Source organism: Microbulbifer sp. JSM ZJ756 (assembly GCF_044383805.1).
Taxonomy (GTDB): domain Bacteria; phylum Pseudomonadota; class Gammaproteobacteria; order Pseudomonadales; family Cellvibrionaceae; genus Microbulbifer; species Microbulbifer zhoushanensis.
Genome location: NZ_JBISER010000008.1, coordinates 137581 through 159936 on the forward strand (window position 1 = coordinate 137581; position 22356 = coordinate 159936).

General features: G+C 62.9%; 22 protein-coding genes and 2 tRNA genes. 1 reads left to right on the forward strand and 23 read right to left on the reverse strand.

The genetic code is table 11. The features are described from left to right. Window positions 1-255 precede the first annotated feature (255 nt). From ACH6CX_RS13745 to ACH6CX_RS13765, 5 genes are all read right to left on the reverse strand, one after another. Window positions 256-837, reverse strand: a complete 582-nt coding sequence (locus tag ACH6CX_RS13745; RefSeq protein WP_232941125.1) for a class GN sortase — start codon at window positions 835-837, stop codon at window positions 256-258. Next, window positions 837-3212 carry a marine proteobacterial sortase target protein gene (locus tag ACH6CX_RS13750; protein WP_396675569.1) on the reverse strand — a complete coding sequence of 792 codons (2376 nt, stop codon included), beginning with the start codon at window positions 3210-3212 and terminating at the stop codon, window positions 837-839. Before ACH6CX_RS13750 ends, ACH6CX_RS13745 begins: the two co-directional genes overlap by 1 nt. A 186-nt stretch (window positions 3213-3398) precedes the next feature. After that, entirely contained in the window at window positions 3399-4502 is a 1104-nt protein-coding gene (locus ACH6CX_RS13755) for a phosphoribosylaminoimidazolesuccinocarboxamide synthase (protein ID WP_232941123.1), read from the reverse strand. A gap of 154 nt (window positions 4503-4656) precedes the next feature. Then, window positions 4657-5769 carry an AI-2E family transporter gene (locus tag ACH6CX_RS13760; protein ID WP_232941122.1) on the reverse strand — a complete coding sequence of 371 codons (1113 nt, stop codon included), beginning with the start codon at window positions 5767-5769 and terminating at the stop codon, window positions 4657-4659. A 9-nt stretch (window positions 5770-5778) separates the two neighbouring features. After that, window positions 5779-6072, reverse strand: a complete 294-nt coding sequence (locus ACH6CX_RS13765) for a sulfurtransferase TusA family protein (protein WP_232941120.1) — start codon at window positions 6070-6072, stop codon at window positions 5779-5781. Window positions 6073-6309: 237 nt separating this feature from the next. On the opposite strand from ACH6CX_RS13765, the gene ACH6CX_RS13770 reads away from it, so the two are divergent. Further along, window positions 6310-7839 carry a M48 family metalloprotease gene (locus ACH6CX_RS13770; protein WP_232941119.1) on the forward strand — a complete coding sequence of 510 codons (1530 nt, stop codon included), beginning with the start codon at window positions 6310-6312 and terminating at the stop codon, window positions 7837-7839. A gap of 273 nt (window positions 7840-8112) precedes the next feature. Here ACH6CX_RS13770 and nadA read toward each other — a convergent pair whose 3' ends face one another. The 18 genes from nadA to ACH6CX_RS13860 all read right to left on the reverse strand — a co-directional run bounded on the left by nadA (window position 8113) and on the right by ACH6CX_RS13860 (window position 22087). Continuing rightward, window positions 8113-9171, reverse strand: coding sequence for a quinolinate synthase NadA (gene nadA, locus ACH6CX_RS13775; RefSeq protein ID WP_232941118.1), 1059 nt, complete (start codon window positions 9169-9171; stop codon window positions 8113-8115). Window positions 9172-9506: 335 nt separating this feature from the next. Further along, window positions 9507-9582, reverse strand: a tRNA-Lys gene (locus ACH6CX_RS13780). Between the two features lie 126 nt (window positions 9583-9708). Continuing rightward, window positions 9709-9784: transfer RNA gene (locus tag ACH6CX_RS13785), tRNA-Lys, on the reverse strand. A 142-nt stretch (window positions 9785-9926) separates the two neighbouring features. Continuing rightward, window positions 9927-10607 (reverse strand): 7-cyano-7-deazaguanine synthase QueC, encoded by a 681-nt coding sequence (gene queC / locus ACH6CX_RS13790; RefSeq protein ID WP_232941117.1) that lies wholly within the window; start codon window positions 10605-10607, stop codon window positions 9927-9929. 52 nt (window positions 10608-10659) lie between these two features. Beyond that, entirely contained in the window at window positions 10660-11319 is a 660-nt protein-coding gene (queE, locus tag ACH6CX_RS13795) for a 7-carboxy-7-deazaguanine synthase QueE (protein ID WP_232941115.1), read from the reverse strand. Between the two features lie 191 nt (window positions 11320-11510). Continuing rightward, complete coding sequence (locus ACH6CX_RS13800) at window positions 11511-12290, reverse strand: YbgF trimerization domain-containing protein (RefSeq protein ID WP_232941113.1); 780 nt, start codon at window positions 12288-12290, stop codon at window positions 11511-11513. A 78-nt stretch (window positions 12291-12368) separates the two neighbouring features. After that, window positions 12369-12851, reverse strand: a complete 483-nt coding sequence (locus tag ACH6CX_RS13805) for an OmpA family protein (protein ID WP_232941111.1) — start codon at window positions 12849-12851, stop codon at window positions 12369-12371. A gap of 113 nt (window positions 12852-12964) precedes the next feature. Further along, window positions 12965-14260 (reverse strand): Tol-Pal system beta propeller repeat protein TolB, encoded by a 1296-nt coding sequence (gene tolB / locus ACH6CX_RS13810; RefSeq protein WP_232941110.1) that lies wholly within the window; start codon window positions 14258-14260, stop codon window positions 12965-12967. Then, complete coding sequence (gene tolA / locus ACH6CX_RS13815; RefSeq protein ID WP_334078807.1) at window positions 14257-15039, reverse strand: cell envelope integrity protein TolA; 783 nt, start codon at window positions 15037-15039, stop codon at window positions 14257-14259. The genes tolB and tolA overlap by 4 nt, the downstream gene beginning before the upstream one ends. Window positions 15040-15059: 20 nt before the next feature. After that, window positions 15060-15491, reverse strand: a complete 432-nt coding sequence (tolR, locus tag ACH6CX_RS13820) for a protein TolR (RefSeq protein ID WP_232941107.1) — start codon at window positions 15489-15491, stop codon at window positions 15060-15062. Between the two features lie 18 nt (window positions 15492-15509). Then, window positions 15510-16199, reverse strand: a complete 690-nt coding sequence (gene tolQ, locus ACH6CX_RS13825; RefSeq protein ID WP_232941106.1) for a protein TolQ — start codon at window positions 16197-16199, stop codon at window positions 15510-15512. 3 nt (window positions 16200-16202) lie between these two features. Next, window positions 16203-16607, reverse strand: a complete 405-nt coding sequence (ybgC, locus tag ACH6CX_RS13830) for a tol-pal system-associated acyl-CoA thioesterase (RefSeq protein WP_232941104.1) — start codon at window positions 16605-16607, stop codon at window positions 16203-16205. A 41-nt stretch (window positions 16608-16648) separates the two neighbouring features. Continuing rightward, complete coding sequence (gene ruvB, locus ACH6CX_RS13835; protein ID WP_232941103.1) at window positions 16649-17671, reverse strand: Holliday junction branch migration DNA helicase RuvB; 1023 nt, start codon at window positions 17669-17671, stop codon at window positions 16649-16651. A 114-nt stretch (window positions 17672-17785) separates the two neighbouring features. Continuing rightward, window positions 17786-18397, reverse strand: coding sequence for a Holliday junction branch migration protein RuvA (gene ruvA, locus ACH6CX_RS13840; RefSeq protein ID WP_232941102.1), 612 nt, complete (start codon window positions 18395-18397; stop codon window positions 17786-17788). Between the two features lie 74 nt (window positions 18398-18471). Continuing rightward, window positions 18472-19002, reverse strand: coding sequence for a crossover junction endodeoxyribonuclease RuvC (gene ruvC, locus ACH6CX_RS13845; protein WP_232941100.1), 531 nt, complete (start codon window positions 19000-19002; stop codon window positions 18472-18474). Between the two features lie 111 nt (window positions 19003-19113). Further along, entirely contained in the window at window positions 19114-19857 is a 744-nt protein-coding gene (locus ACH6CX_RS13850; protein WP_232941098.1) for a YebC/PmpR family DNA-binding transcriptional regulator, read from the reverse strand. A gap of 113 nt (window positions 19858-19970) precedes the next feature. Then, window positions 19971-21752, reverse strand: coding sequence for an aspartate--tRNA ligase (aspS, locus tag ACH6CX_RS13855; protein WP_232941096.1), 1782 nt, complete (start codon window positions 21750-21752; stop codon window positions 19971-19973). Between the two features lie 74 nt (window positions 21753-21826). Further along, window positions 21827-22087 carry a zinc ribbon domain-containing protein gene (locus tag ACH6CX_RS13860; protein ID WP_232941095.1) on the reverse strand — a complete coding sequence of 87 codons (261 nt, stop codon included), beginning with the start codon at window positions 22085-22087 and terminating at the stop codon, window positions 21827-21829. Window positions 22088-22356: the final 269 nt, after the last annotated feature.

Genomic DNA, 22356 nt, shown 5'->3' on the forward strand with positions numbered 1-22356 from the left:
CTGCCGGCAAACATGTCTTTTTTCGATTGTGAAGCGGCTCCCCGGGCGGCGGCTTTCTGTGGCCAGCCGGTCAATCGGGAGCCGGAGCGCGGGGGATTGTAGTATTACTACAAGAATTTTTCCAGATAGGACATTTAGTAACAATTAAAACCAATTTCTAAAACAATTCTGCTCTAAATTGGCGCATTAGCGGAGGATATTGCGGCAAAAAAGCGGAAATCAATTACAAAATGCAGTCCAAACTTGTCATTTGAGTCACACCTCCGGCGCCCTGCCGGCGCCGAGATATTCCGCATAGACCACGAAACGCAGCGGCCCGCCGGCGGCCAGCGCATTGAACGGGTAACAGGTTACCAGCAACAGGCCGGGGCCCGCGAAAACCGGCATCAGCTCCCGCCGACTGTCCACCACCCGGGTTTCAGTAACCCGGTAGCGGTGCCAGCGTCCGTGCCGGCCCTGCAGGGACACCCCGGTGCCGGCCCGCAGCGACTGCAGGGACCGGAAATGGGTATCCCGGTGCGCCGCTATGACCGTGGTGCGCCCGGGATCGCCCGGCTCCCCGGAGCCCTCCACCAGCCCGGGACCGAAAGCCAGTGCCTGGCCGCTGCTTCCCGCCATTACCGGCAGGGCACGCGCCTCGCCCAGGCGCAGGCGCGCCACCGGCCAGGTATCCGCCCAGGGCCAGGGCCGGACGGGCTCACCCTGCCGCAGCTGCTCCTCCCAGGCATCGTCGATCAGGTGGTGGGCCAGCCGGGCCTTGGCCAGCAGCCAGGCGGCGTCCCCCAGCTGCCAGGCACCGGCAAGCAGTAACGACATCACCAGCAGGGCCCGCAGCATCAGCCGGCCCTCACCAACTGCCGCTCCAGTGACAGCCGCGCGCGCCGCGGGTCGGGCAGGCGCCGGCGCAACCAGCGCCGCAACCACCGGCCAGTCGCGGCGCGCGAACGCCGCCAGGTACTGCTCCGCGGCCGGCCCCCCCATCCCAGGCCGGCGCCCAGGCCGAGCAGACCCAGTGCCGTCAGCAGCTGGGCATAGACCCCGGTAGCCGTGGGTGGATAGCTCTGGCGCTGCAGCACCTGCCCGCGCGCCACGGCATTGGGCACTGGGCTCTCGGCCAGCTCCTCACCTTCCGGGCGCACGGGCGCCTCCTCGACCGCGACGAAACTGGTGTAAGGACTGACCAACTGGAACGCCAGCGCCAGCTCTAGGATTTCACTGCGCAGCGTCTTCCCTGCAGCGCTGCTTTTCCCCACGGCGCGCTGTCGGTCCCGCAGCGCCTCGATCCGGCTGCGCGCCCAGAGGCTGCCCAGCCCTTCCGCATCCCTGCCGGGGGTAAGCGCCAACTCACGATGGAACTGCCGGCCCGCGAGGCGGCCGCTCACCATCAGCTTGCCCCGCAGGGCCGATCCCCGCACCCGGGCCACCAGCCGCAGCGGCTCGCCCCGGTACAGGTCGGGCATCTTCTTGGGATAGGCATCCACGTGCAGGCCTTGCGGCCAGGTAACCTGCAGGTCGGTAACCAGCGGATTCTCCAACTTGGCGAACAGCGACTGCATCCGTGCGCTGACCTCACCGATATCCCCGATGGTGATCGACGCCCCCCGGCCAATCTGCGCCGCCTTGCGCATGAAATAACTGTTGGGGGCCGAGCCGATACCGACGGTAAACAGGCGGGCATCCCCCAGCGATTGGCGCACCAGCTCGACCAGGGCAGCCTCATTGCCCACCGCGCCGTCGGTAATAAAAACCACCTGCCGCACGAGGGTCTCGTCCCCGGGCAGCTGCTGGCCGAACGCCTTGCGCAGGGCCGGCGCCATTTCCGTGCCGCCACGTGCCTGCAATGCTTCCACCTGTGACCGCGCCAGGCGCAGGTTATCGGTAGTGGCAGCTACCGGCCGGGGGAACACCGGGCGGGTGATGCTGTTGAATTCGATGATATTGAAGCGGTCCCCGGGCTGCAGGCGGGACAGCGCCAGCAACAGGCTATCGCGCGCCTGGCGAATGGAAGAGCCACCCATGGAGCCGGAAGTATCGATTACGTAAACCACTTCCCGGGGCAGCCGACGGGTTTTACCGGACAGGTCCGGCGGCAACAACAGCAATTGCAGGTAAGTGCCCGCACGGTCCGCGCCGCCCTCGCCGACCGCACCTTCCTCCGGCGCGCCGGCGTCATCCGCGACCACACCGGTAAAAAGTGCGGCCCGGGGCAGGGCCGACTGGCGCGGGCGCCAGCGCAACACAAAATCCCGGTCCATCACCGCATCCCCGCCGCGCAGCGATACGGAATAGGCGCCACCGCCAACCTGCTTAAAATCGATATCGTGGTAGGGGCCGTGGATATCCGCCAGGGGCAGGCCAGCCTCCAGATCCATCTCGATGGCGATTCGATGACTGCCGCTGTCCGTCAGTTCTGCCGCCGGCTGCATAAATGGGCTGATCTTGTGCGCATCCGGCACCTGGTCGGTGGGCAGCGCCCAGCCATTGCCATCCAGCTGCAACTCCTTCACTGCCTCGTCCGGGGCATCGGCCCGGCCCGGAATATAACGCGGCGTCAGGGTCGTGGGCAGCCGCAGGCTGAAGCTGCCACTGTCGAAACCCACCGGCATCAGGAACCGCACGCTCACACGGACTTTTTCCCCGGGAGCAATATTGGCCACCCGGTTGGTAAACAGGTTCGGGCGCTGCTGCTCCAGCAGCGCCGCCCGCTTTCCCGCCGCCCGGGCCTCCCGGTAGATTCGCTCCGCCTGCTGGCGCTCCCTGACCCTGCCCACAATCCGGCGCTCGCCCACACGGATTTCCAGTCCGTTGACAGCTGCCTGCGGTGGCAGCGGGAAAACATAAACCGCCTCCTGCCAGCGGCCTGTGGCGTTCTCGAACACCTGTTCCAGCTCCACCTCCGCCAGCAGGCCGCGCACCCGCAACTCTGCGCGGCTGTTCAGGTGCAGTGCGGGCTGGTATCTACCCTGCCCGCTGGCCTTGAACAGCAGGTCGCCACTGCCGGCCTGCTCCAGGGACACCTCCCGGGTGACTGTGTCCCCGGGCACATTCGCCCGACTCCCGGCTGCGCCCACCACCACCGCCAGGGCGGTAACCAGTAACAGCAGCCAGCGGCCACGCCGGTCACTGCGGTAGCGGCGCCGGTAATACTCCTCTGTGGGCAACACCACCAGTTCGCGCGGTATCCGCTGTCCGGAAAAAATTGTCCTGTCCACGGCCATCCCTCCATTTCATTTTCTCTATGGAGGTCATTACAACGGGGCAACCGGGCAATCAGGGGGCCGCCATATGGCGGAGAGGGGGAGAATTATGGCGAATTGTGGCAGGCGGCAAGTTACGTGATTCCCGCCATAAAAAAACCGGCGCAAGCGCCGGTTTTTTACTGCCAGGATCCTTTCGGCTCAGTCGACCAGGCCGTACTGGTCGCGGAGGATATCGATCAGCTCCGCCCGCGGATTGTCGGACAGCTCCAGCTTCTTGCCGATGATTTTCTCGGCAATTCCCACGTAGGTGGCAGACACATCCATCAGCATGGACTCCGGCAGCTCGTTGTCACGAGCCAGCGCCTGGCGCTCGTCCATGCGCTCCTTGTTCAGCAGGATATCCGGGTCCGGGAAGTAATCCAGCAGGGCCTGGCGGAAGCCCTCCTTGGAGTTCTCGACGATCTTGCCCTGGCGATACTGCTCACCGTCCCAGATGCGCGAGGAATCGGGCGTGCCCACCTCGTCCATGTAGATCAGTTTTTCCTTGCCGTCGGCATCGGTCACGTAACCGAACTCGAACTTGGTGTCGACAAAGATCTGGTCGAGCTTGGCCAGCTCGGCAGAGATCATGTCAAAGCCTTCTTTCAGCAGTTTCTCGTAGAGGTCGATATCCTCTTCGCTGCGGAAATTGAATGCCTCGACATTGTCCTCGATATTCTTGCGGGTGATGTTCACATCGTCCGCTTCCGGTACCCCCGGAATGCCCTTGAGCACGCCCTTGGTGGACGGGGTGATCAACAGCTCCGGCAGTTTCTGGTCCTTCTGCAGGCCATCCGGAATTTCGATACCACAGAACTCACGCTCGCCCTTGGCGTAGGCACGCCACATGGAACCGGTGATGTACTGCCGGGCGATGGCCTCGATCATGACCGGGCGCGCCTTTTGCACGATCCACACCAGCGGATGCGGGATATCCAGGATATGGCTGTCTGCCAGGCCGTTCTCGCGGAACAACCGGAACCAGTGGTTGGAAATCGCGTTCAGCGCCGCACCCTTGCCCGGCACACCGCGCATGCCACCCTCTCCTTTCCAGATGCAGTCGAAGGCGGAGATACGGTCGGAGATCACCATGACCGCCAGCGGAGCATCCGGGGCTACCGGGTAGCCTTTCTCCTCGATCAGGCGGCGGCTGTCCTCTTCAGTCAGCCAGTAAACCGAGCGGACCTTGCCGCTGTGGATGGGTTTGTCGGTGCGGATCGGCAGATCATCATTGACCGCCAGTACTTTATCAGCAAGGCTCATGGATCTTTCCTATTACCTGTGCGGGTGGGCAAAAATAAAGCGCGGGATTCTAACAAAAGTCCGCGCCGCGCACAGCTCCCCTGTGCGCGGGACCTTCTTCCTGATTTGAATGATAGAGAGCGAACCGGCCCGTAACTCCCTGCTAAACATAGGGTTAATTCGTAGTGTCGGCAGTCTCTTCCTCTTCAGCCTCTTCCCTCGCCTGCCACTCGGCCTGGTGTTCCGAAGTGGGCCAGGCATTCATAATCGCCTTGGCCAGGGTCGCGAGCGGGATGGCAAAGAAAACACCCCAGAAACCCCAGATACCACCGAATACCAGCACCGCCATGATAATGGCCACCGGGTGCAGGTTGACCGCCTCGGAAAAAAGCAGGGGCACCAGCACGTTGCCATCCAGTAACTGGATAATGCCGTAAGCCAGCATGAGGTAGAGGAACTCGCTACTGAGCCCCCACTGGAACAGGCCGATCGCCGCCACCGGGATGGTGACCACTGCGGCACCGATGTATGGGATCAGTACACTCAGGCCCACGGCCACTGCCAGCAACAGCGCATAGTTGACCCCCAGGATCAGGAAGGCGATATAGCTGACCACGGCAACAATACCGATCTCGATCACCTTGCCGCGGACATAGTTGGCCACCTGCTCATTCATCTCGTACCAGATCTGGCGCAACATCGGCCGGCGGCTGGGCAGGAATGAGGCGCACCAGTTGACCAGCCGATCGGAGTCCTTGAGGAAAAAGAACACCAGGATCGGCACCACCACCGCGTAGATCAGGATACCGGCAAGAATCGGCAGGTTGGCGATGGAGAAGGTCAGCAGGGTCTGGCCAAGGGTGCCCAGCTCACTGCCAAGCGTATTGAAGACCTCCTGGATCTGCGCTGCAGATACCAGGGTGGGAAAACGCTCCGGCAACAGCAGCAATAGCTGCTGTCCCTGCTCCACCATATTGGGCAGCTCGGCAAACAGGCGCACCAGCTGGCGCCAGATAATCGGCAGGACGATAAACCCCAGCGCCGCGATGATTCCCACCAGCACCGTACAGGCGGTAGTCACCGCCGCCCAGTGGGGTGCGCCCCACGACTTGAGACGCTGCACCATGCCCTGCATCAGGAAAGCGATGATCAGCGCCGCCAGCACCGGTGCCAGCACCTGGCCCAGGGTCGCCAGCAGGACCAGGGCGCCCAGGAGCAGCAAAACCAGCAGGACCACTTCCTCCTGGCTGAAATAGCGGTTTACCCAATTGCGTACGATGGTCAGCATAGAATCTCTTCAGTCAGCGTTCGGCTCCCCGTGGCCCAGCGCACCGGCCCGCAGCCAGTAATGGAACTCCCCATGCCCGCGCTCGGCTTTCAGGAGAGGGCGACCGCTCAGCTCGGCAAAACTGTGGAAATCGCGCCAGGAGCCGGGATCTGTCGCCAGCACGCACAACAGCGTGCCCGCCGGCTGCTCCCGCAGGGCCCGGCGCATGGCCAGCAAGGGCTGCGGACACGGCAGACCGCGGGCATCCACGGTCACTGCCGGCTCGCCCTGCAGGGCATTGTCCCGCGCGCGGTCTGTGCTCATCTGCTCTCTGGCCACCAATTTCAGCGGGGCGCAGTATAACGCGGTTTAGCTGCCGAAATCCGTGCGCGATCACCCCCGCCGGACGCTGGACCCTGCAGTCTGTGAATAACCCATCGGTCATTTATAGTGGAAACGAGAACCATTCGTCGTCTGACTGGTCAAAACCTCGACAGTTCAACCAAGTTACGTATAGAGTTGGACCAGTATGAGGCGCAATCAAGCGGGCAGTATTCATCCATGACCGAGTTCTCCCTCCCCCAGTATCGATCCCGACCGCCATGCCAACACCGGGCCAGGCCGCGCTCGCTGTGGCAGCGCCTGTGCGCCCTGGCGGCACCGCTGGGCCTGGGTCTCGTGCTGGGTAGCGCGCCGCTGGCCGCCACCGCACAGGACGACCAGATCCGCCTGCCCCAGCTGGGCGATGCCAGCAGCGGGGTGGTATCACGGGGGCGGGAGAAGGAGCTCGGGCAAATGTGGCTGCGCATGTTCCGCAGCCAGGTCCGCACCTCCAATGACGCACTCCTGCAGCAGTATGTGGAAAATACGCTGCAGGGCCTGGCAGAGCATGCCCCCCTGGAAGACAAGTCGCTGGACGTGGTAGTAGTCAGAAACGAGACCATGAATGCCTTTGCGGTTCCGGGCGGCGTGGTCGGCGTGCATACCGGCCTGTTCCTGTTCGCAGAAAACGAAGACCAGTTCGCCTCGGTGCTGGCGCACGAGCTTGCCCACCTGAGCCAGCGCCACTATGCCCGTACACTCGAGGCCAAGCGCAACAGTACCCTGCCCACCCTCGCCGGAATGCTGGGCGCGCTGGTACTCGCAGCCACCGCCGGTGGCGATGCCGGCCTGGCCGCCATGACCGCCACCCAGGCGGCCGCACTGGACAGCCAGCTGCGCTTCTCACGCCAGAATGAACAGGAAGCGGACCGTGTGGGCATCGAGACCCTGGCCAAGGCGGGTATGGACCCCGAAGCGGCCGGGGAAATGTTCGAGCAGATGCTCAAGGCCACCCGTTACTACCGCCGCCCACCCGAATTCCTGCTCACCCACCCGGTCACGGAAAAGCGGATCGCCGACGCCAAGTTGCGCGCCAGTCGCATGCCGGATGTGCGCAGCGGTGACAGCCGCGAATACCACCTGATGCGCGCCCGCATCCGCGTGGCCGCCGAGCCCACACCGCAACAGGCGGTGAAGCGCTTCCAGGCGGAACTGCGCGGTATCAACGACAACGAGGACGCCGCACGCTACGGCCTGGCACTGGCCCAGACTGCCGCAGGCAAGCCGGACAACGCCCTCGAGACCCTGCAACCGCTGCTGGACCGGGAGCCGGACAAGGCGGCGTTCGTTCTCGCCCGGGCCGATATCGATATGGCCCGCCAGGCCTACGATAGTGCCACCCGCCGACTGGAGAGCGCCCTGCGGCGCAACCCCGGTGACCACGCCCTGACCATGGGCCTGGCCAACGCACACTTCAAGGCCGGCAACTACCTGGCGGCCGAGCGGATCCTCGAGAAGCACAGCCGCACCCGCAAGAAGGACCCGTCAGTCTGGTACCTGCTGGCGGAAACCCACGGCCTTGCCGGGGATATCGTCGGCGTGCACGAGGCGCGCGCCGAGTACTACATCCTCAATGGCGTTTTCGACAAGGCACTGCAGCACCTCCGCCACGGCATGCGCCTGGCCAAGAACAACTACCAGACCCACGCGATCCTGGAGCAGCGCTTCAAGGATGTGGTGGGCATGCAGCAGAAAGCCAAGGAACTCTAGGGCCCGCCTCTCTCCGCTGCTTCGGCAGGGCGCGCGGCGCAGATAGACCTTCCGGGCGCACACAAGGTGCGCCCCTGTCAGACTTGTTTTATCGCCCCACCCGGCCCCAGATCCCGTAGGGGCGCACCTTGTGTGCGCCCCGCATTGTATCCGCGCATCTTCATCCCCTGCGCTGATGTGGCACAGGCAGGCACCTATCGGAGTCCATCGATTACAGGGGGCACAGGCCGGGGCCAGATAAGGCACGGGATTGCCCCGTGCCAGGAGACGGGCTCAGTCGAGGGGTTTGCGGAAATCCAGCATGCGCTGCAGGGGTTTCATCGCGCGCTTGCCCAGCTCGGGATCCACCAGGATCTCGTTATCGCCACGCTCCAGCACCCCGCACAGGTTTTCCAGCGAATTCATCGCCATCCACGGGCAATTGGCGCAGCTGCGGCAGGTGGCGCCAGCACCCGCAGTGGGAGCCACGATCAGCTCCTTGCCCGGGCACTCTTTCTGCATCTTGTAGAAAATGCCCTGGTCGGTGGCGACGATAAAACGCTTCTCGGGGCGGGTCCTGGCCGCGTTGATGATCTGTGAGGTGGAGCCCACCACATCTGCCAGCTCCACCACTGCCGCGGGTGATTCCGGGTGCACCAGCACTACCGCGTCGGGGTACAGTGCTTTCAGGTCGGCCACACCCTTGGCCTTGAACTCCTCGTGCACGATACAGGAGCCATTCCACAACAGGACATCGGCACCGGTCTCGCGCTGGACGTAACTGCCCAGGTGCTTGTCCGGGGCCCACAGGATCTTCTCGCCCTGCTCGTCCAGGTGCTCGACCACATCCAGGGCGATACTGGAAGTCACCACCCAGTCCGCGCGGGCCTTCACGGCAGCGGAGGTATTGGCATAGACCACCACGGTCCGGTCGGGGTGGGCATCACAGAATGCGGAGAATTCTTCTGGCGGGCAGCCCAGGTCGAGCGAGCAGGTGGCCTCCAGGGTCGGCATCAGCACCCGCTTGTTGGGCGTGAGGATCTTGGCCGTTTCCCCCATGAACTTTACCCCGGCGACGATCAGCGTATCCGCCTGGTGCTCGGCGCCGAACCGGGCCATTTCCAGTGAATCGGAGACACAGCCACCGGTCTCTTCCGCCAGGGCCTGGATCAGCGGATCAGTGTAGTAATGCGCCACCAGCACGGCATTCTGCTCCTTCAGCAGGCGCTTGATGCGCTCGCGCCACAACTCCAGCTCCTCCTCGCTGTACTGGTGCACAGCCGGTTCGGCCAGGTGCGCCTGCACCACGGAACGGGAATCGATAGTCTGGGTGGAGAGGGGTTTCTGACTCATAGACACCTTCGAGCGGCGATAAACCGCGCATTATAGCGGTCCGCGACCGGGCCTTCCGACCGCGCAAGTCCATTTTAACGTATCCTGCGCCGCGTCCAGCCCGGCCGGGGCAAGGGGGGGCAGATACACAAAGGGCCGCCGTGCGGCAGCCCCCTGTCAAGATGGTGGGTCGTGCTGGATTAACCGTTGCGGCCTCAAAGGCCTTAACGGCCCGCCTTGCGGGCTTCGTCGCTGCGCTCCTCGTTGCTGGCGCCCCTTCGCGCGCGCCAGTCGAACCGGAGTTCTCATCCAGCAGAACCAACAACGCGGCACCCCGTCGGGGTGCCGCTTTTGTATGGTGGGTCGTGCTGGATTCGAACCAGCGACCAATTGGTTAAAAGCCAACTGCTCTACCAACTGAGCTAACGACCCCGAAAGTGGTGCGTATCTTACTGATCTGTTGCAAAAAAACAAATCTTTATCGCCGCGCCGGCTGCCGTGGATGGCGTGCTCGAAGGGCAATAAAAAAGGGCCGCCTGTCGGCGGCCCTTCGCAATATGGTGGGTCGTGCTGGATTCGAACCAGCGACCAATTGGTTAAAAGCCAACTGCTCTACCAACTGAGCTAACGACCCTTAATTTCCCTTACCGAGCGATGCCTCGATGTGAGGAGCTGCGTATCTTACTGATCTATTTCCGAAACACAAGACCCGACAGAAAAAAATTGTAGGGAATTGAACAGCTTACGCGCTCCACGCCACCAGTGGGGATCAGCGCTCAGTGGCTCGCGTAGACTGTCGGGTCGTCCAGGCCCGCCTCCGCAAACCCGGCGGCCCGCAGGCGACAGCTGTCACACTTGCCACAGGCACCGCCATCAGGCTGCGCCTGGTAGCAGGATACAGTCAAACTGTAGTCAACCCCCAGCCCGGTTCCGACCCGGACGATATCTGCCTTGGTCATTTGCATCAGGGGCGCGTGGATGTGCAGCCTGTGACCCTCGACACCGGCCCGGGTCGCCAGGTTGGCCATTTTCTCGAAGGCCTCGATATATTCAGGCCGGCAATCGGGATAGCCCGAGTAATCCACCGCATTGACGCCGACAAAGATATCCTGCGCCCCCAGGACCTCCGCCCAGCCCAGGGCGATCGACAGGAACACGGTATTACGGGCCGGCACATAGGTCACGGGAATACCGCCGGTCTCTTCCTCCGGCACATCGATCCCCTCATCGGTCAGCGCGGAACCACCGATCGTCCTCAGGTCCAGGGCCACCACCTTGTGTTCACGGGCACCCAGGTCGGCGGCCACACGCTGCGCCGCCTGCAGCTCGGCCTGGTGGCGCTGGCCATAGTCAAAGCCCAGCGCATAACATTCGTAGCCCTCTTCGCGGGCCATGGCCAGCACTGTGGCAGAATCCAGGCCGCCGGATAGCAAGACCACCGCTTTCTTTGCTGTCATCTCTTCCTCTCTTCCACGCGGGAGTCCCGGCACACTGGCCCCCGCCTACAACTCAGACGCCCGGGATATCGCCCCACAGGATCTTGTGCAGCTGTACCTGCATGCGCACCGGCAGGCCGTCCTCCAGGATCCATTCCGCCAACTGCCGCGCCGGCAACTGCTCGTAGCTCGGGGAGAAAAGCACTTCTCCCACCCGCTCCGGCAAACGGTACTGGTCCAGGGTAAATTTTGCCCAGTCGTAATCCGTCCGGTCACAGATGACAAACTTGACCTGGTCATTGCCGGTGAGGACATCGATATTGGCCATGCGGTTTCGATGCTGCTCTCCGGAAGCGGGTGTCTTGAGGTCCACCACCCGCGATACTCGCGAGTCCACGTCCTCTACCGGCATCGCACCGCTGGTTTCCAGCGAGACCCGGTAGCCGGCATCACACAGTGCAGTCAGCAGGGGCAGGCAGTTGGGCTGCGCCAGGGGTTCACCACCGGTGACACACACATGCCGCGCCGGATGGTCCTGAACCCGCTGCAGGATCTCTGCCAGGCTCATGCGCTCACCGCCATAAAAGGCGTATTCCGAATCACAGTAGGTACAGCGCAGCGGACAGCCGGTTAACCGCACGAATACGGTCGGCAACCCCGCGTCACGGGCCTCGCCCTGCAGGGAGTAAAAGATCTCACTGATCCGCAGTGACTCGTTGGAAAGATCAGTCATACACTCTCGTCTTTCGACCAGCCGGCCACCCGCGGGCTGCCAGCAACCGGCAGGCTGTCATTTACCCACCCCTGAAATAAGAAACGCCCGGGCGGCGAACCGTCCGGGCGCGGAATCATAGAACTTTTGTGGTCAAAAAACCAGCGACCACAACCCCCGGGCCCGGCCTTGCAGGCGGCCCGGAAGAGCTATCAGAGATTTTCTTGCAGGTACTTCTTCGCCAGCTTGGCAGCACGGGCATCGCTGGCAGCAACCTGCTCAAGCAACTCCCTGGCCTGCTGGTCATCACCCAACTGGTGGTACACCGTACCCAGCTTGTAACGGCCATCCCATACCTTGTTGGACTCGGGGTAGCCATCCAGCAGCGCGGTAAACCATTCCCGCGCCTTCTCCAGGTTACCCTGGACCAACGCGATTTCACCCAGCCAGTAGTTGGCATTGGGGGCGTACTTGCCGTTGGGGTAATCCTCCAGCAGCTTCTCGAATTCGACACTGGCGGCGTCGAACTTACCCTCACGGGCGAGACCGAAACTGGACTGGTAGCGCTCCCGCTCATCGTCACTGGCGGCCGGACTACCGGTATCCGCCGGGCGGCTGGCATCACCACCGGACTTAGCGTCATCGCCTGCTGCCGGAGGCTGCTCCGCCGGCGCGGCGCCAGACAGGCGTGCAATGCGCCGATCCAGGTCCATATAGTCCTCGGTGCGCTGCTGCTTGAGACGCTTTACCTCGTGGCGCAACTCCTCCACAGCGCCGCGCAGCTCGGAGACTTCCTGCTGCAATACCTGCATCTGGTAGTAGGCATCGGCCTGCGGATTACCCTGGGCGCGGGGACGAGCGGAAACCGGCGCGCGCGCGGTACGCGCGTCTGCGTAGGTGGAATCCTGCTCATAGGCGGGCGCCGCGTTGCCGCTGTCATTACCCAGCTCGACAATCGGCGCCTGCGAAAATACGGGCGAAGCCGCAACCATAGTGGCTGCGGCTAGCGCGACTCTCCCAAGCAAAGGCTTGGGAGAAAATCGAATCGATAAGTTCATCGCTACAGGCAATTACTTAACGATTACAACGCGACGGTTCATGGCACGGGCGCTCTCGCTGGAGCCAGCCTGAGCCGGACGCTCTTCACCGTAGCTGATCACTTCCAGGCTGGCAGCGTCTACGCCCTGCAGCACCAGGAAGTCACGAACGGCGTTGGCACGACGCTCACCCAGTGCCAGGTTGTACTCGCGGGTACCCAGCTCGTCGGCGTGGCCTTCCAGGCGTACTGCCTGGGCGCTGCCACGCAGGCGGTCCGCGTGGGCAATCAGCAGCTCGCGGGTCTCCGGCTTCAGCAGGGACTCGTCAAAGTCGAAGTAGACAACGTTGTCCAGGGGCACGGCAGTTTCCGGCTCCGGCGCGGTGTCGACAACCGGCTCGGTGGGCTGTTCTACCATCTGCTGCTGGGCAGTGTCGTCGGTGTCGGTGCTGGAACAACCAGCCATGACAGCCAGTACACACGCCAGGCCAAGACCAGTTTTTACTGATTTAAACATAAGCAACTCCGCTTTTAAGTGTTATCGAGAAATCCACAAGGTTCAGATTTTGTCTATTTTTTACAACTGCGACCGATACGCCAGTCACAAACAGCGTATCGGGCAGGTCCCAATCAGTCGAAATAGGGCGACCAGGCCGGTTCACGTACATCCCCGCTACGAGAGGGCAGCCTGTACTTCACCCCGGCATCCAGCGAAACCGCAGCCAGAATACCTTTGTCCCCACGCTTGGTGGCGTACATCAGCATGGCACCATTGGGCGCGATGCTGGGGGACTCGTCCAGACGCGTTTCCGTGAGGACCCGCATCCTGCCGGAGACGATATCCATCGTGGCAATAGTGAACACCCCCCTGCTCCGATGGACCATCACCAGCGTTTTACCGTCGGGAGAGACCCGCGGCCTCGCGTTGTAGTCGCCATCGAAGGTTAAGCGGTCTACTTGACCGGTGGCAAGAGTCAATTGGTAAATTTGTGGCTTACCTCCCCTATCAGAGGTGAAAACCAGCGATTTACCGTCCGGCATCCAGTTCGGCTCGGTGTCAATGGAGAAGTGCCGGGTCATGCGGGTGAACTTGCCACTGCGCAGATCCAGTACGTATATCTCCGGGTTGCCGTCCTTGGATAGCACCATTGCCAGCTTGCTCCCGTCCGGCGACCAGGTGGGCGAGCTGTTGATCCCCTTGAAGTTGGTCAACTGCTGGCGCGCACCGGTACGCAGGTTCTCACGGAAAATCGCCGGCCGCCCGGTTTCGAACGATACATAGGCCACTTCCTGGCCATCCGGTGACCACATCGGCGACATCACCGGCTCACTGAAGCGACGAATCACTTTCGGGCGCGCGCCGTCGATATCCGACCTGACCAGCGAATAGCTGGGCCGGCCACCGCGCCGTTCCTCCTGCACGTAGATCATCTCTGTAGAGAAGGCGCCCCGGATACCGGTGATCGCCTCATAGATCTCGTCTGCCGCGCGATGGGCAATATCCCGCAGCTGGCGACTGCCGCCGCTGACCTGCTTGGTGAACATAGTCTGTTGGCCGAAGATGTTCACCAGGTCGAAGGTCAGCAGGTAGCCGCTTGCCTGGGGCTCTATACGACCGGTAACGACGTATTCAGTTCCCAGGATTCGCCAATCCCTGAAAATAACTTCGTCCGGGGCCTTGGGGAAAGACAGCATGTCTTCCTTGGGGACCGGGGCGAACAGGCCGCTGCGGCGCAGGTCGGCTGAAATGATGTCGGAAACATCCTCCGACAGCACCCCGGTACCGGAGAAACTGAAGGGAGCCACGGCGATGGGTGTGGGATCGTCGATGCCGCTGGTGATATCCACCACCAGCTGTGCCCTGGCGCTCAGGCTGAGCGAGGCGACGACGAGTACGGCGACGAGCTTGAATAGGTTCTTTATCATTGGCGCAGATCTTCGACTCGGAAATTCAACAGGGTTGTTCGTACCTCGCGCTCAAAGACCGTCGGCTCCTCCCGGGCCAGCTCTGCCACTTCCGGGAAAGTCTCGACCCGGCGAATGGCGGTGAGCACTGAGCGGTCCAGCGCGGCATTACCACTACCTTCTACAATGTTCGCCGCGACGACGCGGCCGGTGGGGACAAAGTTGATCTTGACCACCGTCAGCATGCCGTTGCGGGCACTGGGCGGACGACTCCAGACGGACTCGATCCGCTGCTGGATCGCCTGCGCCACGGACATCACCGCCTGGGCGTCCTCGCGCGCGTCCAGTAACTCCTCTTCTTCTTCGAGCGCCTCCTCGAACGCGCTCTTGCGCTCCTGCTCGAGCCGCTCCTTGCGCTCACGCTCCTTGCGCTCTTTTTCCTTGCGGGCCTTTTCCTCAGCGGCCTTGCGCTTCTTCTCGGCCTCGGCCTTGCGTTTTTTCTCGGCCTCCTGCTTCTTCTTGCGCTCCAGGGCGGCCCGGCGCTCGCGCTCGGCCTCCGCCTCGCGCTGGCGCTGCAGCTCCTGCTGGCGGCGCTTTTCGCGCATATCCACCTTGGGCGGGGCCTTCTTCTGCTTGACCGTCGCCTCTACGGTAACCAGTTTGGCCTGCACGAACTTGGGCATCTGCCGCTTCTGGGGCTCGCTCGAGGCCTCCCAGCCCAGCGTCAGCACGGCAATCAGCAGGCCGTGGAACGCCAGGCTGGCGACCACCGGCAAGATATAGGAGCTGGCGTTATTCATAATGCTCGCTCACGCCACCCCTACTCTGCCGGAGGCTCGGTAACCAGGCCCACGCTCGGCGCACCGGCGGCCTGCAGCTGGGTCATGGCGCCGACAATCAGGCCATACTTGGCATCGGTATCTCCCCAGACCAGTACCGGCGTCTTGGGCTTTTGACGCAAAACCTTGCCGACAGTTTCCCGGATCTCGTCCATCGGCTTGGCAACTTTCTCGTCGTCGCCCAGGTTGAGGTAATAGGTACCATCGGCGCGCACGGAAACAATCAGGGGCTCATCATCGGTATCGTCGATCGGCGCCGAGGGCGCGTCGGGCAGGTCAACCTTGACGCCCTGCATCAGCAGTGGCGCCGTGACCATAAAGACGATCAGCAGCACCAGCATCACGTCGATATAGGGTACGACGTTGATTTCAGACACCAGTTTGCGCTTGCCGCCCTTGCGAAAAACACTCATGACAATCGTCCGGTCGCGTTAGCTGGAGTGCACTTTGCGGTGCAGGATCGAGGAGAACTCTTCGGCGAAAGTCTCATAGCTGGACAGCAGCCATTCCGCCTTGGCAGAGTAGCGGTTGTAGGCCATCACCGCGGGGATGGCGGCAAACAGCCCCATGGCGGTGGCCACCAGCGCCTCACTGATACCCGGCGCCACCGTGGCGATGGTGGCCTGGTGCATGGTGGCCAGGCCGCGGAAAGAGTTCATGATGCCCCACACGGTACCGAACAGGCCGATATAGGGGCTTACGGAACCCACCGATGCCAGGAATGGCAGGTTCATCTCCACTTTCTCCTGCTCACGGGACATAGCCACGCGCATGGCCCGCTCGGTGCCCTCCATGACGGCCTCGGGGCTGCTGCGGCCCTGCTGACGCAGGCGGGTGAATTCGGTGAAACCGGCACGGAACAGGGACTCGACGCCGTCGACTTTGCCCTTCTCGGCACGCACATTGCCCTCGCGGAACAGCTGGTTCAGGTCGGCCCCGGACCAGAAGCGGCGCTCGAAGTTGGTCAGCCCTTTCTTGGCGCGGGTCAGGTAGAGGCCGCGCTGGATGATCATCACCCAGGAAATCACCGAGGCCAGCAGCAGTAGCAACATCACCAACTGCACCAGCAGACTGGCGTTCTGTATCAGCCCCCACAGGGAAAGTTGTTCACCGGCGTTCATGTCTTAGTTCACTGCCTTCAATGCTTTATAGATAGATTCGGGAAGCGCGCAGGGTCTGCGGCTGTCATCTGCGACACAGGCGACTTTGACCACGCCCTCGCAGATAATTTCATCGTCGCGCCAGATTTTTTGTTCAAATGTCACTGCCGCGCGCCCAAGTTTGCCAATCGCCGCCGTTGCCCGCAATGCGTCGTCCAGCCGCGCCGAGCGCCGGTACTGGATTTCCGCCGAATGCACCACCAGCAGGAGCCCCTGCTGCGGCATGGCGGGCTTATCATAACCGAGCGAACGCACGAATTCTGTGCGCGCGCGCTCCATATACTTCAGATAATTGACGTAATACACGATTCCACCCGCGTCGGTGTCCTCGATATAGACACGCAGGGGGATACTGAAAACTTCTGCCACGTGGGTCCTTATTATCTCTGCTGGCGGCCCGCGGCCGCCGGTCAGCCCATCCGGTCCGGTTTGGGTATGCCGAAATGCTCGTAGGCCAGGGCCGTGACCATCCGGCCGCGCGGGGTGCGGGTGAGATACCCCTGCTGGATCAGGTACGGCTCCAGCACATCCTCGATGGTATCACGCTCCTCGCTGACAGCCGCGGCGAGACTGTCGACACCCACCGGGCCACCGTCGAACTTCTCCATCATGGTGAGCAGCACGCGCCGGTCCAGCTGGTCAAAACCGCGCACATCCACGTTGAGCATATTCAGCGCCCGGTCGGCAATATCCGCATCCACCACACCATCGCCCTTCACCTCGGCAAAATCCCGCACCCGCCGCAGCAGGCGATTGGCAATCCGCGGGGTGCCGCGGGCGCGCCGCGCCACCTCTAGCGCCCCGCCCTCGTCCATCTCCACGCCCATCAGGCGGGCAGAGCGGCTGACAATGCGGGTGAGGTCCTCGACGCTGTAGAACTCCAGCCGCTGCACAATGCCGAAACGGTCGCGCAGCGGCGAGGTCAGCAGGCCCGCACGGGTGGTCGCGCCGACCAGGGTAAATGGAGGCAGGTCCAGCTTGATGGAGCGCGCGGCCGGCCCCTCACCGATCATGATATCGAGCTGGTAGTCCTCCATAGCCGGGTATAGCACCTCCTCCACGTGCGGGCTGAGGCGGTGGATTTCATCGATAAAGAGGACGTCACCCGGCTCCAGATTGGTCATTAGTGCTGCCAGGTCGCCGGCCTTCTCCAGCACCGGTCCCGAGGTGGTCTTGATGGCGACACCCATTTCCGTGGCGATGATATTGGCCAGCGTGGTCTTGCCCAGCCCCGGCGGGCCGAACACCAGCGTGTGGTCCAGGGCATCGCCGCGCAGGCGGGCAGCCTGGATAAAGATCTCCATCTGCTCGCGCACCACCGGCTGGCCCACATAATCGGCGAGACTCTTGGGCCGCACGGCGCGATCGTGCTGATCTTCCTGGCCGGAGGGGCCAATGGGCTCGGGCGCAATCAGTCGGTCAGCTTCGATCATGGCTTCCTCCGCCAGCATAATCACAACCGCAAGGGCGAACCTCGTGCTCGCCCAATTCCGGACGGGCGGCCACGATGCCCGCCCCTACGACACCATTAGCTGGCCAGACACCGTTCATGCCGGCACCATGCTCTTGAGGGCCAGACGAATCAGGGTGGCACTGTCTGCATCGGGCTGCTCCTTCGTCGCCCGCGCCACCATCTTCGTGGCCTCGGTGGGCTTGTAACCCAGTGCCGCCAGGGCGCTTTCCGCCTCCCCGGCATGGTCGACTTTCGGCTCCGCCGCAGTGGCCATCAGCGGGATATCGTTGCTGTCACCGAACTGCGGCGCGAGTTTGTCGCGCAGCTCGATGATCAGGCGCTCGGCGGTTTTCTTGCCCACCCCGGGCACCTTCACCAGCGCCGCCACGTTATCCTCCGACACGCAGCGCGACAGCGCAGCGCCGTCGAGGCCGGACAGGATCGCCAGCGCCATCTTGGGGCCGACGCCATTGACCTTGATCAGGGTACGGAACAGTGCGCGGTCCGCCTCACGGATAAAGCCGTACAGCTGCTGCGCAGTCTCGGACACGGCCAGGTGGGTATGCAGCACCACCGGCTGCCCTGCCGGCGGCAGTTCAAAAATGGTGGTCATCGGGGCCAGCACTTCATAGCCCACCCCCTGCACATCCACCAGCAGGTGCGGCGGCTGTACTGCGGCGAGGCTGCCGCTCAGTCTTCCGATCATCGTTATCCGGTTCTCTGTGTGGTTTTACTTCTTTATATATGTTCCCGTGCAACCTTCCCGGCTGCCACCGCCCGCTAGGAAACCGTGAGACGACCGCGTCGGAAGCGGCCCCGGCCACTGCCCGCGGTATGCACCAGGGTCTGCATGGTGTGCATATGGCACAGCGCCACGGCCAGGGCATCGGCGGCGTCCTCCTGCGGCGCGGCCGGCAGGGATAACAGGGTCTTCACCATATGCTGCACCTGCAGCTTGTCCGCCGCGCCACTGCCGACGATGGCCTGCTTGACCTTGCGCGCCTCGTATTCCGCCACCGGCAGGTCGGCGTGGGTGGCCGCCACGATGGCGGCGCCGCGGGCCTGGCCCAGCTTCAGCGCGGAGCCTGCGCTCTTGGACATGAATACGTTCTCGATCGCCATCTGCGCCGGCTGGTATTGGCCGGCGATCTGACTCACGGCATCGAAGATCAGCTTGAGGCGCTCGGGCAGCTCCGCGTCGGGCAGGCGGATCACACCACTGGCCACATAGCGGGCCTTGCCGCGCTCCACGTCGATCAGGCCGTATCCGGTCTTGCGCGAGCCGGGATCGATCCCCAGGATTCGGGTCAAAGGGCGCCTTCCTGTATGTTTATATAGTAATGGCGAAAGGTAAGAAGTGTCCCAAGGCGGGCGGGAGGCGTCAAGGGAGGCAGGGCGGGCCGGGCGGCCCACCCTCCCGGGTCAGCCGAGCTCGGCCATGACCTCTTCGGGGATATCGGCATTGGTATAGACGTTCTGCACGTCATCCAGGTCTTCCAGCATATCCACCAGTGCCAGCACCTTTTCCGCACCATCCTTTTCCAGCGGGATGGTGGTGGACGGGATCATGGCTATTTCGGCACCGTCCGGCTTGAAGCCCGCCTCAGTCAGTGCGTCTTTTACCGGCATGTAGTCCTGGAACTCGGTGGTGAGTTCGATACTGCCGTCATCGTTGGTCTCGATGTCCTCGGCCCCGGCCTCCAGGGCCGCCTCCATCAGGGCATCCTCATCGGTGCCGGGCTCGTAATACATCTGGCCCTTGCGGGTGAAGAGATAGGCTACCGAACCATCGGTTCCCAGGTTACCGCCGCGCTTGGTAAAGGCATGGCGAACTTCGGCAACGGTGCGGTTGCGGTTATCGGTCAGGCACTCCACCAGGACCGCAACACCGCCGACACCGTAGCCCTCGTAGGTCACCGCCTCGTAGTTATCACCCTCGGCATTGCCCGCGCCGCGCGCAATCGCCTTGTCGATGGTGTCCTTTTTCATGTTGGCACCCAGCGCCTTGTCGACAGCAGCGCGCAGGGCCGGGTTGTCATCCGGGTTGGGACCGCTCTTCGCAGCGACGGTCAGCTCGCGAATGATCTTGGTGAAAACTTTGCCGCGCTTGGCATCCTGGGCCGCCTTGCGGTGCTTGATATTGGCCCATTTACTGTGTCCAGCCATTACTCTCTCCGGTAATTCTCCGTCGTGGCTTTTGCAAACCTGTCGTCACCCCGGTGCCAGCCGGGACCCGGATGGCACTGGTTGCCGGCCAGCGCCGGCAGGGGACGCAACTGTTAACTGACCTGCTCTTCCTTCTTCTGGCGCAGGCGGATATTCAGCTCGCGCAGCTGCCGCGAATCCACGGTGCCCGGGGCATCGGTCATGACACAGGCCGCGCTCTGGGTTTTCGGGAAGGCGATCACATCGCGGATTGAGTCGCTGTCGGTCATCAGCATCACCAGGCGATCGAGGCCGAAGGCCAGGCCACCGTGGGGCGGCGCGCCGTACTTGAGCGCGTCGAGCAGGAAGCCGAACTTCTCGCGCTGCTCGCGCTCGTCGATCCCCAGCGTACGGAACACCGCCTGCTGCATGTCCTGGTTGTGGATGCGGATCGAGCCACCACCCAGCTCGGTGCCGTTCAGGACCATGTCGTAGGCCCGCGACAGCGCTTCCAGCGGGTTCTTTTCCAGCTCTTCCGGTGAACAGGAGGGAGCGGTAAACGGGTGGTGCAGCGAGGTCAGGCTGCCGTCGTCCTCCTCCTCGAACATGGGGAAGTCCACTACCCAGAGCGGTGCCCACTCGGCGGTGTACAGGTCCAGGTCCTCGCCCAGCTTGCAGCGCAGGGCGCCCAGTGCCTCGGAGACGATCTTGGCCTTGTCGGCACCAAAGAAAATCAGGTCGCCGTTTTCGGCCTGCATGCGCTCCAGGATCGCCGCGCGGGTCTCGATGGGCAGGAACTTGGTAATCGGTGACTGGAGGCCGCCCTCGAGGTCATCCTTGTCGTTGACCTTGATGTAGGCCAGGCCCTTGGCCCCGTAAATACCCACAAACTTGCCGTAATCATCGATCTGCTTACGGGTCAGCTTGTCGTTGCCGCCCGGAACCTTCAGCGCCGCCACGCGACCCTTGGGGTCATTGGCCGGGCCGGAGAAGACCTTGAACTCCACCTCGGTCATCAGGTCCTTGATCTCCACCATCTCCAGCGGGATACGCAGGTCCGGCTTGTCGGAACCGAAGCGCAGCATGGCCTCGTAATAGCTCATGCGCGGGAAGTCACCCAGCTCGACACCTTTCAGTTCGCTGAACAGGCTGCGCACCATGGCCTCGGTAATCGCCATGATGGCGTCTTCGTCGAGGAAGGCGGTCTCGATATCGATCTGGGTAAATTCCGGCTGGCGATCCGCCCGCAGGTCTTCATCGCGGAAACACTTCGCAATCTGGTAATAGCGATCGAAGCCGGACACCATCAGCAGCTGCTTGAACAGCTGCGGCGACTGCGGCAGGGCGAAGAACTTGCCGTCGTGGGTGCGGCTCGGCACCAGGTAGTCACGAGCCCCCTCCGGCGTCGCGCGGGTCAGGATCGGGGTCTCGATATCCAGGAAGCCCTCGCCATCGAGGTAATTGCGGATGGCCGTGGTCAGCCTGGAGCGGAAGCGCAGGTTGTGCTGCATCTCGCGGCGACGCAGGTCCAGGTAGCGGTACTTGAGACGCACGTCTTCACCGACATCGGTGTGCTCGTCGAGCTGGAACGGGACAGTTTCCGCCGTATTGAGGATCTCCAGGGCAGTGCCGTAGACCTCGATCTCGCCGGTGGCCATATTCGGGTTAACCGCCTCGGGCGCACGGGCGCGAACACGTCCGGTAACCTTGAGGACGTACTCACTGCGCACCCGGTCGGCCAGCTCGAAGTACTCCGCCGCGTCCGGGTCAAACACCACCTGCGCGATACCGTCGCGGTCGCGCAGGTCGATGAAGATCACACCGCCGTGATCGCGGCGGCGGTCCACCCAGCCGCACAGGGTAACTTCGCGGTCGATGTCCGCAGAACGAAGGGCGCCACAGTAGTCGCTGCGCATGAATACAATTCCCGTTGTCGATAGTGATTGGCTGGGCGGCAGGTGCCGCCCGATTGGCTCCGGCCAGGCCCCGGTCAGCTGGCCTTGGCCTTGTCCCCGGCGGGCTTGTCCGCCCTGGGCTTGGCCGCATCCCCGGCCAGGTTCTTCTTGTTCCCGGTCTTGAAGTCGGTCTCGTACCAGCCGCCGCCCTTGAGACGGAAGCCGGCGGCCGAGATCTTCTTGCGAAGCTCGGCCTGTTTGCACTCGGGGCAGTCGGTCAGGGGCGCATCACTGATACGCTGCAGGGCCTCCATCTGGTGACCGCAGGCACTGCACTGATATTCATAGATCGGCATGGATTCAGTACCCGATACATTAAGGGGCGCAGATTATACATGACGCCCCGCGAGGGAAGAAGCAGGCAGAGGCCGCTCCACCGCAGCCGCCCCCGCAGGGTGCAATGCCCACCAAAATGAGCACGGCGCAGCAGTCCGGGGGCCAAAATCGTGAAAAAAAGCACTATTTTTCCCGCTCAACCCCGTGCGCGTGAAAAAAAACTATATATACTTCGGGGCAGTACCACGCTGTACGAACACATTTTTATCGGAAAAACACAACTCAAAAG